Origin of the sequence: Agrobacterium sp. NPDC089420, from assembly GCF_044900305.1 — a bacterium.
Lineage (GTDB): Bacteria > Pseudomonadota > Alphaproteobacteria > Rhizobiales > Rhizobiaceae > Agrobacterium.
Genome location: NZ_JBJDMY010000016.1, coordinates 86,275 through 103,404, shown reverse-complemented (window position 1 = coordinate 103,404; position 17,130 = coordinate 86,275). Strand labels below are relative to the sequence as shown.

19 protein-coding genes are annotated in these 17,130 nt (G+C 61.3%); 11 read left to right on the top strand and 8 right to left on the bottom strand.

Annotated features, from left to right (window positions below):
• Nucleotides 1-16 precede the first annotated feature (16 nt).
• Together ACI2KA_RS21690 and ACI2KA_RS21685 are read right to left on the bottom strand one after the other, a co-directional pair.
• A complete protein-coding gene (locus tag ACI2KA_RS21690; protein ID WP_404504525.1) occupies nucleotides 17-925 on the bottom strand; it encodes a CHAD domain-containing protein in 909 nt (302 codons plus the stop codon).
• Nucleotides 909-1,397 (bottom strand): CYTH domain-containing protein, encoded by a 489-nt coding sequence (locus ACI2KA_RS21685; RefSeq protein WP_404504524.1) that lies wholly within the window; start codon nucleotides 1,395-1,397, stop codon nucleotides 909-911. The genes ACI2KA_RS21690 and ACI2KA_RS21685 overlap by 17 nt, the downstream gene beginning before the upstream one ends.
• Before the next feature lie 172 nt (nucleotides 1,398-1,569).
• Between ACI2KA_RS21685 and ACI2KA_RS21680 the strand changes: the two genes are divergently transcribed.
• The 4 genes from ACI2KA_RS21680 (at nucleotide 1,570) to ACI2KA_RS21665 (ending at nucleotide 4,203) form a co-directional block, all read left to right on the top strand.
• Nucleotides 1,570-2,208 carry a 2-dehydro-3-deoxy-phosphogluconate aldolase gene (locus tag ACI2KA_RS21680; RefSeq protein ID WP_404504523.1) on the top strand — a complete coding sequence of 213 codons (639 nt, stop codon included), beginning with the start codon at nucleotides 1,570-1,572 and terminating at the stop codon, nucleotides 2,206-2,208.
• 108 nt (nucleotides 2,209-2,316) lie between these two features.
• Nucleotides 2,317-3,012: a tellurite resistance TerB family protein gene (locus ACI2KA_RS21675; protein WP_404504522.1), complete on the top strand. Its 696-nt coding sequence runs from the start codon at nucleotides 2,317-2,319 to the stop codon at nucleotides 3,010-3,012.
• Nucleotides 3,013-3,308: 296 nt separating this feature from the next.
• Nucleotides 3,309-3,995, top strand: a complete 687-nt coding sequence (locus tag ACI2KA_RS21670) for a GNAT family N-acetyltransferase (RefSeq protein ID WP_404504521.1) — start codon at nucleotides 3,309-3,311, stop codon at nucleotides 3,993-3,995.
• Nucleotides 3,988-4,203, top strand: a complete 216-nt coding sequence (locus ACI2KA_RS21665) for a hypothetical protein (protein ID WP_404504520.1) — start codon at nucleotides 3,988-3,990, stop codon at nucleotides 4,201-4,203. The genes ACI2KA_RS21670 and ACI2KA_RS21665 overlap by 8 nt, the downstream gene beginning before the upstream one ends.
• Here the strand turns inward: ACI2KA_RS21665 and ACI2KA_RS21660 are convergent.
• The 3 genes from ACI2KA_RS21660 to ACI2KA_RS21650 all read right to left on the bottom strand — a co-directional run bounded on the left by ACI2KA_RS21660 (nucleotide 4,194) and on the right by ACI2KA_RS21650 (nucleotide 7,166).
• Nucleotides 4,194-5,243 carry a nickel/cobalt transporter gene (locus ACI2KA_RS21660; protein WP_404504519.1) on the bottom strand — a complete coding sequence of 350 codons (1,050 nt, stop codon included), beginning with the start codon at nucleotides 5,241-5,243 and terminating at the stop codon, nucleotides 4,194-4,196. The genes ACI2KA_RS21665 and ACI2KA_RS21660 overlap by 10 nt on opposite strands.
• A complete protein-coding gene (locus tag ACI2KA_RS21655) occupies nucleotides 5,237-5,878 on the bottom strand; it encodes a DUF1007 family protein (RefSeq protein WP_404504518.1) in 642 nt (213 codons plus the stop codon). The genes ACI2KA_RS21660 and ACI2KA_RS21655 overlap by 7 nt, the downstream gene beginning before the upstream one ends.
• Nucleotides 5,879-5,987: 109 nt before the next feature.
• Nucleotides 5,988-7,166, bottom strand: a complete 1,179-nt coding sequence (locus ACI2KA_RS21650) for a hypothetical protein (RefSeq protein ID WP_404504517.1) — start codon at nucleotides 7,164-7,166, stop codon at nucleotides 5,988-5,990.
• A 269-nt stretch (nucleotides 7,167-7,435) separates the two neighbouring features.
• On the opposite strand from ACI2KA_RS21650, the gene ACI2KA_RS21645 reads away from it, so the two are divergent.
• The 4 genes from ACI2KA_RS21645 (at nucleotide 7,436) to ACI2KA_RS21630 (ending at nucleotide 10,292) form a co-directional block, all read left to right on the top strand.
• Nucleotides 7,436-7,723 carry a hypothetical protein gene (locus ACI2KA_RS21645; protein ID WP_003505460.1) on the top strand — a complete coding sequence of 96 codons (288 nt, stop codon included), beginning with the start codon at nucleotides 7,436-7,438 and terminating at the stop codon, nucleotides 7,721-7,723.
• Between the two features lie 129 nt (nucleotides 7,724-7,852).
• The gene (locus tag ACI2KA_RS21640; protein ID WP_404504516.1) at nucleotides 7,853-8,077 is read left to right on the top strand and encodes a hypothetical protein; all 225 of its coding nucleotides are present in this window, start codon (nucleotides 7,853-7,855) and stop codon (nucleotides 8,075-8,077) included.
• A 178-nt stretch (nucleotides 8,078-8,255) separates the two neighbouring features.
• Nucleotides 8,256-8,903 (top strand): outer membrane protein, encoded by a 648-nt coding sequence (locus ACI2KA_RS21635; protein ID WP_404504515.1) that lies wholly within the window; start codon nucleotides 8,256-8,258, stop codon nucleotides 8,901-8,903.
• A 207-nt stretch (nucleotides 8,904-9,110) separates the two neighbouring features.
• The gene (locus ACI2KA_RS21630; protein ID WP_404504514.1) at nucleotides 9,111-10,292 is read left to right on the top strand and encodes an MFS transporter; all 1,182 of its coding nucleotides are present in this window, start codon (nucleotides 9,111-9,113) and stop codon (nucleotides 10,290-10,292) included.
• Nucleotides 10,293-10,520: 228 nt separating this feature from the next.
• Here ACI2KA_RS21630 and ACI2KA_RS21625 read toward each other — a convergent pair whose 3' ends face one another.
• From ACI2KA_RS21625 to ACI2KA_RS21615, 3 genes are all read right to left on the bottom strand, one after another.
• Nucleotides 10,521-11,513, bottom strand: a complete 993-nt coding sequence (locus ACI2KA_RS21625) for a WD40 repeat domain-containing protein (RefSeq protein WP_404504513.1) — start codon at nucleotides 11,511-11,513, stop codon at nucleotides 10,521-10,523.
• 229 nt (nucleotides 11,514-11,742) lie between these two features.
• Complete coding sequence (locus ACI2KA_RS21620) at nucleotides 11,743-12,873, bottom strand: CobW family GTP-binding protein (protein ID WP_404504512.1); 1,131 nt, start codon at nucleotides 12,871-12,873, stop codon at nucleotides 11,743-11,745.
• 114 nt (nucleotides 12,874-12,987) lie between these two features.
• Nucleotides 12,988-13,788 carry a creatininase family protein gene (locus ACI2KA_RS21615; RefSeq protein ID WP_404504511.1) on the bottom strand — a complete coding sequence of 267 codons (801 nt, stop codon included), beginning with the start codon at nucleotides 13,786-13,788 and terminating at the stop codon, nucleotides 12,988-12,990.
• Nucleotides 13,789-13,867: 79 nt separating this feature from the next.
• Here ACI2KA_RS21615 and ACI2KA_RS21610 point away from each other — a divergent pair, with 79 nt between their 5' ends.
• The 3 genes from ACI2KA_RS21610 (at nucleotide 13,868) to ACI2KA_RS21600 (ending at nucleotide 16,957) form a co-directional block, all read left to right on the top strand.
• Nucleotides 13,868-14,377 (top strand): MarR family winged helix-turn-helix transcriptional regulator, encoded by a 510-nt coding sequence (locus ACI2KA_RS21610; RefSeq protein ID WP_404504510.1) that lies wholly within the window; start codon nucleotides 13,868-13,870, stop codon nucleotides 14,375-14,377.
• Nucleotides 14,378-14,510: 133 nt separating this feature from the next.
• A complete protein-coding gene (locus tag ACI2KA_RS21605) occupies nucleotides 14,511-15,533 on the top strand; it encodes a LacI family DNA-binding transcriptional regulator (protein WP_404504509.1) in 1,023 nt (340 codons plus the stop codon).
• Nucleotides 15,534-15,994: 461 nt separating this feature from the next.
• Nucleotides 15,995-16,957, top strand: a complete 963-nt coding sequence (locus ACI2KA_RS21600; protein ID WP_404504508.1) for a 2-hydroxyacid dehydrogenase — start codon at nucleotides 15,995-15,997, stop codon at nucleotides 16,955-16,957.
• The last annotated feature ends 173 nt before the right edge of the window (nucleotides 16,958-17,130 follow it).

Genomic DNA, 17,130 nt, shown 5'->3' with positions numbered 1-17,130 from the left:
TTACGGGTTCTCCCGCCTATTTCGCCGCCTGCCGCCACAACAGGGCGACGATGCGGCTTTCGGTGCGGGCGGATTCGGAAAACACCTCGTCGGCCAGCTCAAGACCTTCGCTGCGCAGGGCCTGCTGCCTTGCGATGATCGCATCGAGGAGCAGCGCCAGCCGCTCGCCATTGCCGAAACGTTCCGGTTCCCGGTCGGCGACGGCGGCAAGGACGGAGAGATCATGCTCATGGCCGAGAATATCGACCAGCCGCTTGGTATCGGCCCGCTTGGCGCGCATGGCCGAGGGCCAGAGGCGGCGCATCAGGCCGAGATGCATCCAGTAGGCCTGTCCCGCCTTGCGCAATTCGTGGAAATGTTCGACGTCCGCCCGGTCGTGGCAATCGGAAAGCGCCTTGCGCGCTTTCGCCCTCTGTTTCGCCCAGCTGCCTCTCACCAGCCGCAGCGTCTTTCTCAGGTCATCCGGCAGGCAAAGGGCTTCCAGCCTTTCGCGTCCCGCCTCGCAGCCGGCGATGGCCGTAGCGATCGCCTCGTCGAGACCGGCTTCATGCTGAAGGGCATCGTCGCGGCGCTGGCGCAGCATCGCCGTGATCGAGCGTAGCGCCTCGCCCTGCGTATCGGAAAGGGCGAAAGCCTCGAGATATTCCGCCGTTTCCACCAGCGCCGCCGCATCGCGCGCAAAGGCGAGCGAGCGGGCGATATCGCGGAAACGGGCGTTTTCGGCGCGGCTGAAATCGGGCGCCGCCTTGCGGATGAGGCGGTACAGCGCCCGCAGCCGCTTGAAGCGCTTGCGGGCGCCGTGCACTGCCTCATGCGGACCGGAAGGCTGATCGCGCAGGATGGTGATCGCATCCTCGATCAGTTCCAGCCCGGCACGGCGGATTTCATCGCCGAAGGGTTTCTTCGGATCAATTCTGAAGGGCATCCGGCAAGTCTCCACTCGGACAGTCCATGGCGAGCGACTGGTTGGAAAAACGGCGGTCGCCCGTTACCTCCCTGCCCAGCCAGGAGGGCAGGTCCGGATCGGCATTCTCGTCGTTCATTTCCACTTCCGCCACCACCAGCCCCTGATAACGGCCTTCGAAAACATCGATTTCCCAGGTGAAGCCGCCATGATCCACCGTGTGACGCGTCTTTTCGATCACCACGCCCGGCGCGCTGGCCATCAGCTCTTCCGCGTCCTTGAGGGGAATGGAATATTCATATTCGTCGCGCACAAGCGCGCTTGCGCCGATCTTGATGGTCAGTGTCGCGTCACGCCCGTTGACGATCCTGACCCGGACCGAACGATTGTCCAGCGAAGCGACATAAGCCTGCCGGAAAGCCATGCTATGCGTCACCTCATCGCGCCATTCACCGCCCGCAACAAGAAACTTCCGTTCGATTTCCTTGGCCATGCTGTCTCCGCACACTGGTGCGCCAGATTATCGCAAGAGGGCTTCATGAAGAAGCGAATTGATTGAAGTATCTGGATAAAAAATGGCCCTGCCACGCCTCGACATCAAAGCCGGGGCAGGCTAATCGGTAAACGGGATTTCAATCGTTTCAATCGCGCAAGGGAGGCTCATCTTGGCCCAGGACTCCGAAAAACTTCTCTCCATCCTCAAGCTTCAGCCGGTCGTTCCGGTGCTGATCGTGGATGATGCCGCTTCCGCCGTGCCGCTCGCGCGCGCCCTGGTCGCTGGCGGCCTGAAGGCAATCGAGATCACCATGCGCACGCCGGCGGCCCTTAACGCCATCCGTGCGGTTGCGGCGGAAGTGGAAGGCGCCAATGTCGGCGCCGGCACCATTCTCAACGCGAAGGATTTCGAAGCGGCGGCCGAAGCGGGCTCCACCTTCATCGTCAGCCCCGGCATCAATAAAAGCGTGCTGGAAGCCGCGCGCGCTTCCAAGGTGCCGCTGCTTCCCGGCGCCGCCACCGCCAGCGAGGTCATGGCGCTGCGTGACGAGGGTTACAAGGTGCTGAAGTTCTTCCCGGCCGAACAGGCCGGCGGCGCGCCTTACCTCAAGGCGCTGTCCTCGCCGCTCGCCGGCACCGTGTTCTGCCCGACCGGCAGCGTGTCGCTGAAGAATGCCAATGACTACCTGTCCCTGCCAAACGTCGTCTGCGTCGGCGGCTCGTGGGTTGCCCCGCGCGAACTGGTGGCGACGGGCGACTGGGCGGGCATCACCAAGCTTGCCGCCGAAGCGGCCGCATTGCGCGGCTGATTTGTGTCCTGTCAAACCCGTTCACGAAGGCGTGAGCGGGTTTGACATTTATATTCGCGCGACGGCTTCCTATCTCCCCCTTAGATTTGACCTCTACAGGAGATTTTGATGTTCGACGCCAAGAAGCTTCTTGAACAATTCCTCGGCTCGCAGGTGCCGGGCCTTTCGGGAAGCGTCCGTGACAGAGCCGGGCAGGCCGCCGATATCGCCAAAAACAATCCCCTGAAGGCCGGCGCGCTCGCCGCTGCCATTCTCGGTACCAAGACCGGCCGCAAGCTTGCCGGCAATGTCGCCACCATCGGCGGCGTCGCGGCCATCGCCGGCCTCGGTTATCTCGCCTACAAGAATTACAAGTCCGGCCAGGCGCCGGAAGCCGCGCCGAAACCCGAGCCGGAGCTTCTCGCCCCGCCGGCCGATTCCGCCTTCCACCCGCAATCGCCGGCCCTTTCCAATGATTTCGCGCTGAAGCTCATCCAGGCGATGATCGCTGCCGCCAAGGCCGACGGTCATATCGACGAGAAGGAGCGCGCCAATATCATGGACAAGGTGCAGGTCTCCGGCCTCGATACGGAAGCGGAGCGTTTCCTGGAGAAGGAACTGGCCGATCCGCTCGACATCGACGCGCTGGTGGCGGCCGCCCGGACGGAAGAGCAGAAGGTGGAGCTTTATACCGCTTCGCGGCTTGCCATCGAGGCCGATACGCGGGCGGAGCGCGGTTATCTCGATCTTCTTGCGGGGCGGCTTGGGTTGCCGGATGCGCTGGTGGATCATATCGAGGCGACGGTGGTGGCGGCGAAGGTTTGAGGTAGGGGTCTGGTCTCGGTGGGCGGGGTTTACCCCCCTCTGCCCTGCCGGGCATCTCCCCCTCAAGGGGGGAGATCGGCAGGACGCGCTCCCACCACTTCATTCGCAAAGGTTGAGATGGGCGAGACTTAACCACTTGTCGATCTCCCCCCTTGAGGGGGAGATGCCCGGCAGGGCAGAGGGGGGTGAGCCACACCCACCAAGCCGGCAAGTCCTGCTCCATACCCAACCCCACATCCACTGTTGTCATCCCGGCCCGCTTGCCCTAATCCTTTCCCCAGCAAATGGGGAAGAGAATGCGCGATCTGAGTGATTTCAAGGGATGTCCGGCGCCCAAGCCGGTGGTGCTGAAGGGCCGTTATGTAACCGCCGAGCCGTTCGATCGCGAAAAACATCTTGCAAAGCTCTGGTCAGCCCTTGGCGGCGAGGGCGTGAATGCGCTGCTCAAATATTTCCCGCAAAACGCCTTTCCCGATGCCGATGCCTTTGGCGACTGGCTGATCGGCGCGGGCGAAAAGCTCAACTGGGTCACGCTGGTCTTTATCGAAAATGCGACCGGCGATGTCGTCGGCATGGCGAGCTACATGCGGCCCGATCCCGCCAATGGCGTGGTCGAGGTGGGTTCGGTCGCCCATGGCGCGAAAATGAAGCGCTCGCCGCTCTCCACCGAGGCGCATTACCTGATGGCGAAACATGTGTTCGAGGATCTGGGTTACCGCCGCTACGAGTGGAAATGCCATAATGAAAACGAACCCTCGAAAATCACCGCCACGCGTTACGGCTTCACCTTCGAGGGCGTCTTCCGCCAGCATATGATCTCCAAAGGCCAGAATCGGGATACAGCGTGGTTCTCGATGATCGACGGTGAATGGCCGCTGATCGGCAAGGCCTTCGAAGCCTGGCTTTCGCCTGACAATTTTGCCGCCGATGGCAACCAGAAGCACAAGCTCGAGGATATTCGCGCGGGGCTTGCCGATGCCTGAGAAGAAGGAAAGCTCGCCGGCCATCGCCGCCGCCCTTATCATCATTGGCTTCGGGATCGTCTTCTTCGTCATGCCGAAGATCATGTTGTGGCTGGGCGATTATTCGCCATGGCTCGCCGCAGGATTCGGCGCGGTTGCCGTGCTATGTTTCTTCCTGCTGTTCTGGCTGCGCGCCCGCTACCAGCGCCGCCGCGATCATCAGAACTGAAGCGAGGCGCCGAGCAGCAGCAATCCCATGATCAGCACGAACAGCGCGCCGGCGATCTCGATCGCGTGGCTGATGCCGGCTGCCTTGCGGCTGCCGGGGCCGGCAAAACGCACGGCAAGCCCCTTGGCCGAGACCGCCATGATGGCGAGAGCCGACACCGTGATGGCGGTGCCGAGCGACATGGCGAGTACGGAAAGCACGCCGCCGAGATAAAGCCCGTTCAAGAGCGCGAAGCTCATGACGATGATCGCGCCCGAGCAGGGCCTGAGCCCCACGGCAATTATGGCCGACCATGCTTCGTGCAGGCTGAAATTCTTGCTCTTCAACAGCATGGGATCGGGCGCATGGGATTTGCCGCAGGCGGTGCAGAGATCGCCGGTGCCGTTGTGATCATGATCCGCAAAGACCGGTTTGCCCTGGAACCGCAGCCCGGTGCCCATGCCGGTGGCTCTGGCCGACGGGGCCTCGCCCGCCGTGGCGAAGGCGGCAACCGGTTCGCGCCGGATGCGCAGCGACCAGAGCTTGCGCACCAGCAGCCACGCGCCGAACAACGCCACCATGGCGAAGCTGGCGATCTCCATCGCCTGTGTCGCCCTGGTCATGGTGATGGAGGTGCCGCGCAGCACCAGCCAGGCCGCACCGACGAGGCCGATGGCCATCAAACCCTGAATGAGCGCCGAGACGAAGGAAATGAGGATGCCGCGTCTCAACTGCGTTTCATTGGCGATCATGTAGGACGAGATGACGGCCTTGCCGTGGCCGGGGCCGGCGGCGTGGAAAACGCCGTAAGCAAAGGAAAGGCCGATCAGCGAGCCCAGCGCCCAGCCATCCTCGCGCATCGCCTTCAGCGCGCCGGTCAGCGCCCGGTAGAACATCTGCTGGTGCACGTTGATCCACTGCATCAGCGGCGCAAACGGCCCGCCGACAGAAAAGGACGGTTCGGCCGAACCGATGCCGAGCGGCGACTGCGCATGCGCCGTGCCGGCGAGCGCAATGAGGCCGATGGCGACGGCGGCGAAGCCTGCCCTGCGGCTCAGCATGAGACCTCCAGCCGGGTGGCGAACAGCTTGGTCATGTCGGTGCCGGTCGGATCGTTGAAAAAGGCGTCGGTGAGCGAGCTCTGGTTCTGCGAGATCACCTCGTCGGGATCGGGGCGCACGACATGGTGTTTGCAGGCATTGAGATCCTTGCCCTGGGTGGCGATATCGCTGTCCTTGGCAAAATCGATCGCCGTATACATGGTCGGATCCCAGGCGCCGAAGCTGAGCTTGCCCTTGACGGCCAGGGGCTTGGTCGGCTTCACGGAAAAGAACATCAGGATCTGCTGATCCTTGTAGTCCACGTGAATGGCGTCCGGCTTTGAAAATTCCACCGGTTTTCCGTTGGCGGTGATGAAGGTGTAATAGGAATATTCGGCAAGCGATTCCAGAACGGTATTGCCGATTTCGGCCAGCTCGTCCTTGTCCAGCTTCAGGTCGCTGTTCTTGTCGTAATCCATCACCACGCTTGCGGAAAACATTTCGTCGAAACGCCAGATATTGCGCACCTCCTGAATGGTGCCGTTCGGCCCCTCGACGATTTCCATGCGCGCTTCGGCAAAGATATGCGGATGCGCCGACGCCGCGACGGGAAGACAGGCGAAGCCGGCCGCGAGAAGCAAAAATCGTCTGTTCATTGTCCGGTCTGTCCTGCCTTCGAATCTCGAAGGCCCGACTCTAGCAGAAATTGGGACCGAATTTCGACCTGATGCGCCGCTTGATCCTGCATGCGGCCGCCGGCCGGGCTTAGAATGTGCCGGTGAAACGCGAGGTGAGGCTGGAGCCGCTATATGCGAACTCGTCGTCGCGCTCGCCATGCAGCAGGCGGTTGAATTCCAGTTCCAGCTTGCTGTTCCTGCCGGTGTCGAAGGACAGCGTGGCCACCAGCCGGCGCTCGCTGCTGTCGTAATTATAATAGATCCAGTCCTTGTGCACGCGCCGCAGGGCAAGATCGAGCCCCACCTTGTCGGTAAGCCGGCTTTTCATGACGACTTGCCAGCGGCGGTGAAATTCGGCAATCGGGTCGTCCGGGTCGAAAAGCGCATAATCCTGCGAAAAGCCGACGCCGAAGGCGAGGCGCTCGCTGGCCTTCATCTCCGCTTCCGCCCGCAGATAAGGCCGGGTGCGCTTGACCGTGTCGCTGATCTCGTCGCCGGAAATGGAGGTGAGGCCCGCCTCGGCCAGAACCGCGAAACGGTCGGAGAACCTGTAGCCATAGGCAAGCGAACCGCGCAGCGTACTGGCCTGAAACCGCTCGTATTTCTCCCGCTGCCCTTCCGGCACCAGAAGGCGGTCATAGGCAAGGGTCAGGCCGGCCTCGCCGCCGGCCAGCGGCCGTTCATGTTCGGCCTTCAGCGACAGCAGCGCCTCATTGGCCTCCAGCCGGGTGGGCATGAAATAGGCGGGGCGGAACCGCGCCTTGCCTTTCATCAGGCTGGCAATGCCTGCCGTCAGCGTGTTCTTGGCCCCAAGCGCGAGGAAGCCGAGCTGGGAAGAGGCTTCCAGCTTGTGATCCAGCCGCCGATAACCGATGTCTTCTTCCGGCAGATGCAGGAAAATATCGCCGGCATCGCTGCGCGTGCCGCGCAGTTCGATCGCCCATTCCAGCTTTTCGGAAAAGCGTCTCGTCAGCCCCAGCGCGGCGACGGTATTGTGTTCATTGGCGAAACGGTATCGGGGAAGGCGGACCTCCTCGTGTTCGAGCAGATAGCGCAGCTCCGCCCCTTCCAGCGCGACCTTGCCGTTGAGCCCGAAGCCGGCGCGCAGCGAAATCGCACTCAGCCGGTTGGTGTCGGCGAAATAATTGCTGTCATAGGCGATGCCGGACTTGTAGGTGACATTGTGCTCATCGGCGTTTTCCCCCGCCCGCACGCCACAGGCGCAGGCAAGCCCGAGAACAAGCGCGATATATCCCCCCAGCCGCATTCGCATCTCCGGTCTCTAATTAAGCAATATCTTATATTTGGATGGTTAACAAAGTTCTCTGTGCGGCATGACTGCCAAAGCGGAGAGATTGGCGAAAGAAGGGGAGTTGCGAAAAGTCCCGACAATGATGCGAGATGTAAAATTCTATTAAAATCGCCAGTATTAAAGTTAATCGTTTATTGTAATATTAGGCTTTGCTTGAATTAGAATCCTCTAAATATACAGTCCGGTTACGCCAGATGGCGTGATCAAACAAAGAGGAGAGAGAAATGATTGCAAAGTTTGCTTGTGTGGCGGCCATTCTTACTGTCGCTTCCGTTGGTCAGGCCAATGCCGGCGGCCTTCTGGGCGGCATCCTGTCCGGAAACAGCAACAAGGGCGGCGCGCTTGTCGTCGTCTCGCCGAGCATCGATCTCGGCGTCAGCGGCATCCTGTCCAATAACGGGATTCTGAACGGCAACAAGACGGGTATCCTGAATGGCCTACTGAACGGCAACAAGACCTCCGTCGATGTCATCGACAACAAAAATGACGGCGGCAAGAAGCGCCGGCACTAACTGACATACGGTGCGGGGTGGCCGGATGTTCCGCCCATCCCGCCCCGCGCAAGGCTCTACCATCGTCCGGCATGGTCGAGGCGAGCGATGCGCGGATTGCCCGGGCCGGGGTCGGGCCGCAAATCTTGCATGGCCGGTGCATGTCCTTCAGGAACAGACAGCGCGGCGTGTGACGGAAAAGCGCGGCTCGTCAGCCTGGCTTTTGTTCGGGCCGGCCCCGACCAGGCGGCTGGCGTTTTACCGGTAAATACTACTTTTAATGGTTTTTGGGGTGGGTCTATTGTTGGCGCCGCTCAGTTTTCCGTTTGGATTTTATATATTGATTTTCTAATTTATTATTTATTCAATATTTGAAAAGTTGATATTTTTATTTCCCTATTCATGGTTTCCCAGATGGTTTTTACCTGGTTTTAACCCTGTTGGGTTTCAATCGATAGCTGCGTTCGCCCCGTCAGTCACCTTGTGATTTTGGTCGTGGCCCGGTTCACATCCCGCAGCATGGCGGGGCAGGTATTTTTCAAGGAGCTATCACATGTTGAAACATTCATTTCTGGCGCTCGCCGCTCTCGGCATGCTTTCGGGCACCGCCCTTGCCGCAGATGCGGTCAATGACGTTCCGGCCGCGCCCTATGTTGACGATGCCGTGTCTTCCTTCTCCTGGGGTGGTTTTTATGCCGGTGCTGCGGCCGGTTACGGCCGGTCGCGGCTAAAGGCGACCGAAGCCGGCGAAACCGACAAGTATAATTTCGACGGCGCGCGCTTTTCCGGTTTTGCCGGTTACAATGCGGAAGTCGCGCCATCCGTCATTCTCGGTCTCGAGGCCGATATCGGTTATTCCTGGGGCGACAGGAAAGTAAACCTCTCGGAAGTGTCCACCGGCCTCAACGGTTCTGCCCGCCTGCGCGCCGGTTACGCGCTCGATCGCGCCCTCATCTATACCGCCGGTGGATATACCGCGACGGACAGCGAGATTGAAACGCCGATCGGCAAGGACAGCAAGGTTCTGCATGGCTGGACGATCGGCGCCGGCGTCGATTATGCCTTCACCGACAATCTATTTGGCCGTCTTGAATATCGGTACAATGATTTCGGCAAGGAAACCTATACCGTCCAGGGCCTTTCCGCCGATGGAAAGCTCAGCGACCATGTCGTCAATGTCGGCCTCGGCGTGAAGTTCTGATTGCCGGCATTTTCCTGTCGGAAAAAAGTGCCGGGCTGCCGTCGCCCCACCACCGCCTCGGCCTGATGGCGGCGGTGGCCTGCGTAAACACAGACGGCCGGCTTTCATTCTGAGATAAAACCGCCGGACTTGCCTTCTGGGCTTGAACTGGCGGTCGTTTCGGTGTGATGGTGCGTTTCCATTCCGCTCCATCCCCAGTCGATTCCCATGTTCCAGAAACGCGCCTCGCCGGGCGCTTTTGATCGTCAGGCCTATTTGATCGCGCTGCTGGTCTTCCTTGCCGGCAGCACCAATGCGGCCATCGTGCCGTTTATCGGCTTTTACATCATTCAGGTGCTTGGACATCCGCCGGCGACGCTTGGTCTTTACAGCGTGACGGCGGCGCTCGCCTCGATCGTCGCCAGCCGCCTTTATGGCGAACGCGTCGATGCCGGCGTGCCGGTGCGGCCGCTGCTGCTGCTCTCGGTCACCGGCGCCTTCATCGCCGCGGGGGCGGCCACCTTCGGGCATCTGGCGCTGCTGGTGGCGGTCACGGCAACCGGCATGGGGCTTTCCAATGCGGCCAGCACGCTCATCTTCAGCTATGGCCGTTATCACGGCCGGGCGGCGGCGCTCGATGCGACCGCCTACAACGCCTTTCTCCGGACGATGGTGTCGCTGGCATGGATGCTGCTGCCGGCCGCGGCTTTCCTGATCGTCGATTTTGCCGGTGCGAAAGCGGTGTTCGTCAACGCCATGCTGATGGCGGCCATCTGGGGCGGGCTGGCGCTCGCCATCGTGCCGCGCGGCCAGACCTGCCCGATGGAGCGGCGGCAGGAAAGCGAGACGGAGGCGGGGCGAAACCTGCCGCTCTTTCTGGCGGCGGCGGCCAGTTTCTGCATGTCTTTCGCCCATGCCCTGTGCGCTTCGGCCCTGCCGGTGTTTCTGGTGCGGGAGGTCGGCCTGCCGGACTTCGCACCGGGCCTGTCGCTCAGCGTCAAATGCGCCATGGAGGTTCTGTTCATCCTGCTTGCGCCGCGCATCATGCGTCGCGTCAGCCCCCGCATCCTGCTGTGCGTCTCGGCGGTGATGGCGATCATCGCCTTCAACATCATCGCCGCGGTCCAGTCCCTTCCGGCCATGCTGGTCGGGGCGGCGATGGAAGGGGCCTATTACGGCCTTTGCGCCGGCACTTGCCTGACCTTCGTGCAGGGTTTTGCGCGTGGACGCACGGCGCGGGCAACCGCGCTCTACATGAATTCGATCTTCCTCGCCGCGCTTTTTGCGGTGCCGCTGATGGGGTTTGTGTCGCAATATGCGAGTTTCGGCGTTTCGATCCGGCTGGCTTCGGTCGGAGCCGGCGCGGCCTTGCTGCTCCTGTTTCTGACACGGCGGCAGGTGGCGGATTAGGGTATTGCAGGGTGGCGGCAATCTTGCACAAATGCTTGTCTGACGGCGACATAGCGGGCGACCCTCATGCCTGTGCTTGTCACAGAAATCCAGTCGACGCGCGTCTGCACGGCGGGAGACTCCTTTCAGCCCGAGGACTTGGGCTGGCTGGATTCCTGTGACAAGCACAGGAATGAGGGGCGGGAGATTGGCCGTGGAATGAGTGGCCGCCACGCGACCGACCAGCCCTCACGCCGAAATATCGATGATCCCGCAATCGCCCGCTTCCGACGCAAAGGCGAGCAGCTTGCCGGTGGCGCTCCAGTCCATGCCGGTAATGGCGCCCTTGCCGGGGCGGCGCAGCAGGGCTTCCTTGCCGTCCGCGAGCCTGACGCCGAGGATCATGCCGTCGATGAAGCCGATGGCGAGCACGTCTTCCACCGGGTGGAAGGCGACATGGGTGACCATGATGTTGGCGCGGGTGCCGAGTTCTTCCGGGGCCTTGCCCATCGGGCCGTCCTTGCCGGCAAAAGGCCAGACGATGGCGGCCGGCGCGCCGGAGGAGGCGAGCCATTTGCCCTTGGCCGACCAGGACACGGATTTGACCTTGGCGGGATAACCCGTCATGCGCATGTGCCGGGCTTCCATGCCGCCCTTGGTGGCGTCCATCTTCCAGCCGTGCAGGGCGTTTTCCTGCATGGTGGTGACGAGGAACCTGCCATCGGGCGAAAAGGTGACGCCGGTATGCGCGCCCTTCCATTCCAGATCGACGGGATCGCCGGCGGTTGCCACCCAGTGCAGCGTTACGCCGTTATAACGGGCAACGGCAATGCGCAGGCCTTTCGGCGCAAAGGCGATCGCCTCCACCGTGCGCTCTTCCTTGAATTCCTTGACCGTGCCGTCCGACAGCCGCACGAAGCTGGACTTGCCGACGCCATAAGCGACCGCCTTCTGCGGCCCGCCGGCCACGACGCCCACCCATTTGCGCGGCACATTGGCGATTTCGCTGATGCTGCCGTCATGGCCGATGCGCAGCACGCGACCGTCTTCGCCACCGGAAAGCAGGGTGGCGCTATAAGGGTCGCGCACGCAGGTCAAAAGCCCGTCATGCGCCTCAGTCACCTTCTCGCCGCCATCCAGCCGGTGGATGGTGCCGGCGGCGGTGGCAAACAGCGGAATGTCGCCGAGAAAATGGGTCGAGACCACGTGGCCTTCGATATCAAGCGGGGCAACAGTCGGCATGGAGCATCGGTCTTTCGTATCTGTGTTTTTCGTGTGGTGGATTTCGGTAGCTGACCAGGTCGGGAAGACCCGTTGTTGCGGTTTCAACCCGTGGCGTCATGGTCGGGCTTGACCCGGCCATCCACATGCTGGCGGCAATGGGTCCTCGGGTCAAGCCCGAGGATGACGTCGAGTATGGGGGAGGACGCCGGTAAGCAGCAAGAGCGTCCCGGCGTGTCCCTTGAAAATTTCAAGCCGACGCGAGGCAGGCGTTGAAGCTCTTTTCCAGCTTCTCGCGGTCCAGTTCGCGGCCGATGAAGACGAGGCGGCTTTCGCGTTTTTCGTCTTCCTTCCACGGGCGCTGGTGGTCGCCTTCGATGATCATGTGCACGCCCTGCACCACATAACGCTCGGCATCGCCCTTGAAGGCGATGATGCCCTTGAGGCGCAGAATGTTCGGGCCGTCGGTCTGGGTGACCTTCTGGATCCACGGAAAGAACCGCTCGGGGTTCATCTCGCCGCCGCGCAGCGAGACCGACTGCACGGTGACGTCATGGATCGGCGACACGGCGCCATGGTGGTGATGATCGTGGCCATGGTCGTGCCCATGGTCATGATCGTGGTGATGATGCCCGTGATCGTGATCGTGGTCGTGATGATGGTGGTCATGATCGTGGTGGTGATGGTCGCAATCGGGGCCGCAGACGTGGTCGTCATGGCCGTGCTCGAGGAAATGCGGATCGTTTTCGAGCGCCCGTTCCAGATTGAAGGCGCCCTGATCGAGAACCCGGGCGAGATCGACGCCTGAACGCGTCGTCTTGTAGATGCGGGCGGACGGATTGATGGCGCGCACGATATCCTCGATGCGGGCGACTTCCTCGGGCGAAACGAGATCGGTCTTGTTGACGACGACGACATCGGCAAAGGCGATCTGGTCTTCGGCCTCGCGGCTGTCCTTCAGGCGCAGCGGCAGATGCTTGGCGTCAACCAGGGCAACGACGGCGTCAAGCTCGGTCTTGGCGCGCACGTCGTCATCCATGAAGAAGGTCTGGGCGACGGGCACCGGATCGGCAAGGCCGGTCGTCTCGACGATGATGCCATCGAAACGGCCGGGACGGCGCATCAGGCCTTCCACGACGCGGATCAGGTCGCCGCGCACCGTGCAGCACACGCAGCCATTGTTCATTTCGTAGATTTCTTCATCGGACTCGACGATCAGGTCGTTGTCGATGCCGATCTCGCCGAATTCATTGACGATGACCGCGTATTTCTTGCCGTGGTTCTCGGAGAGAATGCGGTTGAGAAGCGTCGTCTTGCCGGCGCCGAGATATCCCGTCAGGACTGTGACTGGAATGGGCTTGGCTATAGCTGTTTCGGTCATGGAAAACCCCGTATCGAGACAGGCCGTCGGGCCTTGAGGAAGATGTGTCGTCGTCCATATAGGCGCGACGTCCTGGCAGTTCAAAGAGATTTTGGCCGAATTCGGCCAGGCGGCTCAGATTTTGTTATGAAATAACGTTATGTCAAAAGCGTGGACATCTTCAAGCAGTTCGACAAGGCCGTTTACGGCATGGGAAATCAGCCTTTCGCCCTTTTCCACCGTTGCGGCGGCGGCGTTTCCGGCGACGCCATCGGGGTTGAGATCGCTCATCAGCCAGCCGAAGGCATTCGGGCCATAGGCGCGCAGGTGTTTGAAGCGGCTGGTGAAATCGCTCTGGCGGGAGGGAAAGTTTTCGGCCTTCTGCATCGCCACCCGTTCGGGGTGAAGCGCCAGCATGACCGATGTCTCGATATCGCCGCCATGAATGTCGACCGCCTTGTCCTCAGGCTTCACGATATCGGCCGGCACGCCGAAACGGGTCCAGCTGGTGGCGACCGCCAGCATGCCGAAACGGGCGCGGGCCTCGGTGGCGACGATGGTCATCAGCGGTGAATTGCCGCCATGGGCGTTCAGCATCACGAATTTGCGCACGCCCTTTTTATATTCCGCCTCGGCGATGCCGAGCCAGCGCTCGATCGCCTTATCGTATCGCAGCGTCTTCGTGCCCGGCACATCCATGTGTTCGATGGAATATCCGACCGGTTCCGCCGGCAGGAAGGAGACGGGCAGATGGCCGGGCAGGGCGGCGGCGAGACGGGCGGCGATGCCTTCGGCAATCAGCGTATCGGTCTCGAAGGGCAGGTGCGGTCCGTGCTGTTCATGCGCCCCGAGCGGCAGCACGGAAATTGCGGCTGTTGCGCGAAGATGCGGGTCTGTTACGTTTTCGTCGTGATAATGCGTGTATGAGTTTGGCATCTGGCAGTCCGCGCGTGCATTCGTTAAGGATTTCCAGCAACATATATCGGTTCCGCCACAGGGTAAAAGGCACTCGCATATGAGCAAGGACAAATCCGGGCATAAGGACAAAAGCGCCAAGAAGGAAAAAGGCGGCAAGAAATCAAAGGACGCCAAAAAAAGGGATGAGAATTTCAACCCCGAGGAGCTGGCGCAATCCATTACCCAGGCCGCCCGTTCCATGCGCACGGCGCTGAGCCACAGCCTTGCCGAAAGCGGGCTTTATGCGGGCCAAGACGGTGTCATCCTGGCGCTGGCGCAGGAAGGCAGCCTCACGCCGGGCCAGATCGCCCAGAAGCTTGGCGTCAAGGCGCCAACCATGACGCGCACCATCGGCCGCATGGAAGCCCAGGGTTTCGTGGAACGCAGCGGTGACGACGAGGACGGCCGCGTGACGCTGGTAAAGCTGACGGAGGCAGGCCTGAAGAGCGTCGAGCACATCAATCTGTCGATAGCCGATTGCGGCGCAAGGGCCATAGAGGGTCTTTCAGCCAAGGATGTGCGCAATGTGGTTAAACTTCTCAAGGCGATAGACGCTAATCTTCAATAAAGACGTTGAAATTTTTAAATCATATCTTGCTTTTGAGGGTATTCCTTAAACGGGTTGCGGATTTCGTTTAAATTGTTTAATTGCAATTTAAACAGGGACATCCGTCGCTGACATGCGTTTGGGGAGGAATGCCGTGGCCCAAAAGGTCAAACTGTCCACGATTGCCGAAAGCCTTGGCCTTTCAACCGCCACCATTTCGCTTGCCCTGCGCGACAGCCCGCTGGTCGCCGCCGATACCCGCGACAAGATCAAGGAACAGGCCCGCGCGCTGGGTTATATCTATAACCGCCGCGCCGCCAGCCTGCGCACCTCGCGCTCCGGCATTGTCGGCGTGGTGTTCCATGATGTGATGAACCCTTTCTATGGCGAAATCCTCAAAGCCATTGAAAGCGAGCTGGACCGCAGCCGCCAGACCTTCATTCTTTCCAACCATTATGATTCGGTGGAAAAACAGCGCACCTTCATCGAAACGCTGCTGCAGCTCGGCTCCGACGGCATCATCATGTCGCCGGCCATCGGCACGCCGATCGAGGACATGACGCTTGCCGAAGACAACGGCATGCCCGCCATTCTGGTGGCCCGTTCCATGGACGGTGTCGACATGCCGACCTATCGCGGCGACGACAGCTACGGCATTTCGCTGGCCACCAACCACCTGATCAGCCTCGGCCACCGCACCATCGCCATGGTTGGCGGTACCGATCAGACATCGACCGGGCGCGACCGTTACCAGGGTTATGTCAATGCGCTGCGCAAGGCCGGTATCGAGGTCGATCCGAACCTGCGCATTCCCGGCCCGCGCTCCAAGCAGGGCGGTTTCGAGGCGGCGGTGCATTTCCTGTCCTTGCCGCAGAAGCCGACCGCCGCCGTCTGCTGGAACGATCTCGTCGCCATCGGTCTCATGAACGGCATTTCCCGCGCCGGTCTGGTGCCGGGCGTCGATATTTCCGTTACCGGCTACGACGATCTGGAGGAAGCGGCGATCGCCACTCCGGCGCTGACCACCGTTTCCAACGGCCAGGCCGAGGTCGGGCGCCTGGCGGCCCGCGCGCTGCTGGACAGGCTGGCGGGCAGCCACGAGCCTGACGGCATTCACCTCATCAAGCCGGAAATGCGCATCCGGCAATCGACCGGGCCGGTGCGGCCGCGGGTGTGAGCTCGTTCGCGACTCTGAGCCGGCTGACCGTGCGCCCATAATCGTCCGCAGCGTTTCCTTCCTCCGTCATGCCGGCCTTGAGCCGGTATCCAGCCAGCCCAAGTCCTTGGGCTGAAAGGACTCTCTCGCCGTGCAGACGCGCGCCGGCTGGATTCCGGCTCAAGGCCGGAATGACGAGCTATATGTTTCCTACCTTCTGGTCGCCTTCTCGATTCAAACCGGACAGGGTGGACCGGATCCGGCATGACGATCTTGCAAGTGCCGCAAAGAAACGGCTTGACGGTGAGGGGCGCTTCAAAAAATCGGCATGAAACTTCCGTCTGCCCCCATAGCATCCCCTTATTGCCCTTTTCACGGCCGCCGTAGTTTGAAAAGATCGCCCTCCGGAGGAGTGGGATGGCGAAAGGTTCGCCTGAAACCCGCTCCGGCTATCGGAATGTTATCAGGAGGAATATCCGCTCATGTCTGACAAAAAGGCCGTCGTTCTCGTTCCCGGCAAGATCAATCCGCGCGTTCTCGAACGCCTCGAAGGCATGGTCGAGATCGTGGCAGTGCCTGCCGGCGCCGAACCGGTCCTGCCTGACGGCGCGGCGGAGCGCATCAATGCCATCGCCGTTTCCGGCGTCGTTAACGCCAAATGGATCGATGCGCTGCCGAAGCTCGAGATCATCGCCAATTTTGGTGTGGGTTATGACGGCGTCGACGCCAAACATGCCGCCACGCGCGGTGTGGTGGTGACGAATACGCCCGATGTGCTGAACGACGAGGTGGCCGATACGACGATTGCGCTGTTGATCAACACCGTGCGCCGGCTCTATCAGGCCGAGACCTGGCTGCGTGATGGCAAATGGGTTGGCGAAGGCCCGTTTGCGCTGTCGCCGTTTTCGCTGCGCGGCCGCAAGGTGGGCCTCTTCGGCATGGGCCGCATCGGCCAGGAAATCGCCAAGCGGCTGGAGCCCTTCAAGCTGGAGATTGGTTACCACACCCGCAGCAGGCGGGATGGCCTTTCCTACACCTATTACGGCTCGCTGAAGGCGATGGCGGAAGCGGTCGATATCCTGATCTGCATCGTGCCCGGCACGCCGGAAACGCACAAGGCGATCAATGCCGAAATCCTGACGGCGCTGGGGCCTGAGGGCGTTTTCATCAATGTCGGCCGCGGTTCCAGCGTCGATGAGGATGCGCTTCTGCAGTCGTTGCAGAGCGGCGCTTTGGGTGCTGCCGGTCTCGATGTGTTTTATGCCGAGCCGAAGGTGCCGGCAGCGTTTCTTGCATTGCCGAATGTCTCCCTACTGCCGCATGTCGCTTCCGCCTCGATTCCGACGCGCAACGCCATGGCCGATCTGGTGGCGGACAATATTCTTGGCTGGTTCAGGGATAGCACGGTGCTGACGCCGGTGCCGGAGACGCCGGTCAAGGGGTGAGGCCTGTTGGCAAGCCCTGACCAATATCCTCTGGTGAGGCGAATGGCTTTGTCCGCTCACAAATCCCGCGCACCGTCACCCCGGACTTGATCCGGGGTCCAGCGCGATCAAGTCTTTGATCGCAAAAGAATTGTTTCTCACGGCGCAGACGCGCCGTGGCTGGATGCCGGATC

Coding starts and splice junctions, on each gene's coding strand:
- ACI2KA_RS21690 (WP_404504525.1), bottom strand. CDS start 925: ATGCCCTTCAGAATTGATCCGAAGAAACCCTTCGGCGATGAAATCCGC.
- ACI2KA_RS21685 (WP_404504524.1), bottom strand. CDS start 1,397: ATGGCCAAGGAAATCGAACGGAAGTTTCTTGTTGCGGGCGGTGAATGG.
- ACI2KA_RS21675 (WP_404504522.1), top strand. CDS start 2,317: ATGTTCGACGCCAAGAAGCTTCTTGAACAATTCCTCGGCTCGCAGGTG.
- ACI2KA_RS21670 (WP_404504521.1), top strand. CDS start 3,309: ATGCGCGATCTGAGTGATTTCAAGGGATGTCCGGCGCCCAAGCCGGTG.
- ACI2KA_RS21665 (WP_404504520.1), top strand. CDS start 3,988: ATGCCTGAGAAGAAGGAAAGCTCGCCGGCCATCGCCGCCGCCCTTATC.
- ACI2KA_RS21660 (WP_404504519.1), bottom strand. CDS start 5,243: ATGCTGAGCCGCAGGGCAGGCTTCGCCGCCGTCGCCATCGGCCTCATT.
- ACI2KA_RS21655 (WP_404504518.1), bottom strand. CDS start 5,878: ATGAACAGACGATTTTTGCTTCTCGCGGCCGGCTTCGCCTGTCTTCCC.
- ACI2KA_RS21650 (WP_404504517.1), bottom strand. CDS start 7,166: ATGCGGCTGGGGGGATATATCGCGCTTGTTCTCGGGCTTGCCTGCGCC.
- ACI2KA_RS21645 (WP_003505460.1), top strand. CDS start 7,436: ATGATTGCAAAGTTTGCTTGTGTGGCGGCCATTCTTACTGTCGCTTCC.
- ACI2KA_RS21640 (WP_404504516.1), top strand. CDS start 7,853: ATGGCCGGTGCATGTCCTTCAGGAACAGACAGCGCGGCGTGTGACGGA.
- ACI2KA_RS21635 (WP_404504515.1), top strand. CDS start 8,256: ATGTTGAAACATTCATTTCTGGCGCTCGCCGCTCTCGGCATGCTTTCG.
- ACI2KA_RS21630 (WP_404504514.1), top strand. CDS start 9,111: ATGTTCCAGAAACGCGCCTCGCCGGGCGCTTTTGATCGTCAGGCCTAT.
- ACI2KA_RS21625 (WP_404504513.1), bottom strand. CDS start 11,513: ATGCCGACTGTTGCCCCGCTTGATATCGAAGGCCACGTGGTCTCGACC.
- ACI2KA_RS21620 (WP_404504512.1), bottom strand. CDS start 12,873: ATGACCGAAACAGCTATAGCCAAGCCCATTCCAGTCACAGTCCTGACG.
- ACI2KA_RS21615 (WP_404504511.1), bottom strand. CDS start 13,788: ATGCCAAACTCATACACGCATTATCACGACGAAAACGTAACAGACCCG.
- ACI2KA_RS21610 (WP_404504510.1), top strand. CDS start 13,868: ATGAGCAAGGACAAATCCGGGCATAAGGACAAAAGCGCCAAGAAGGAA.
- ACI2KA_RS21600 (WP_404504508.1), top strand. CDS start 15,995: ATGTCTGACAAAAAGGCCGTCGTTCTCGTTCCCGGCAAGATCAATCCG.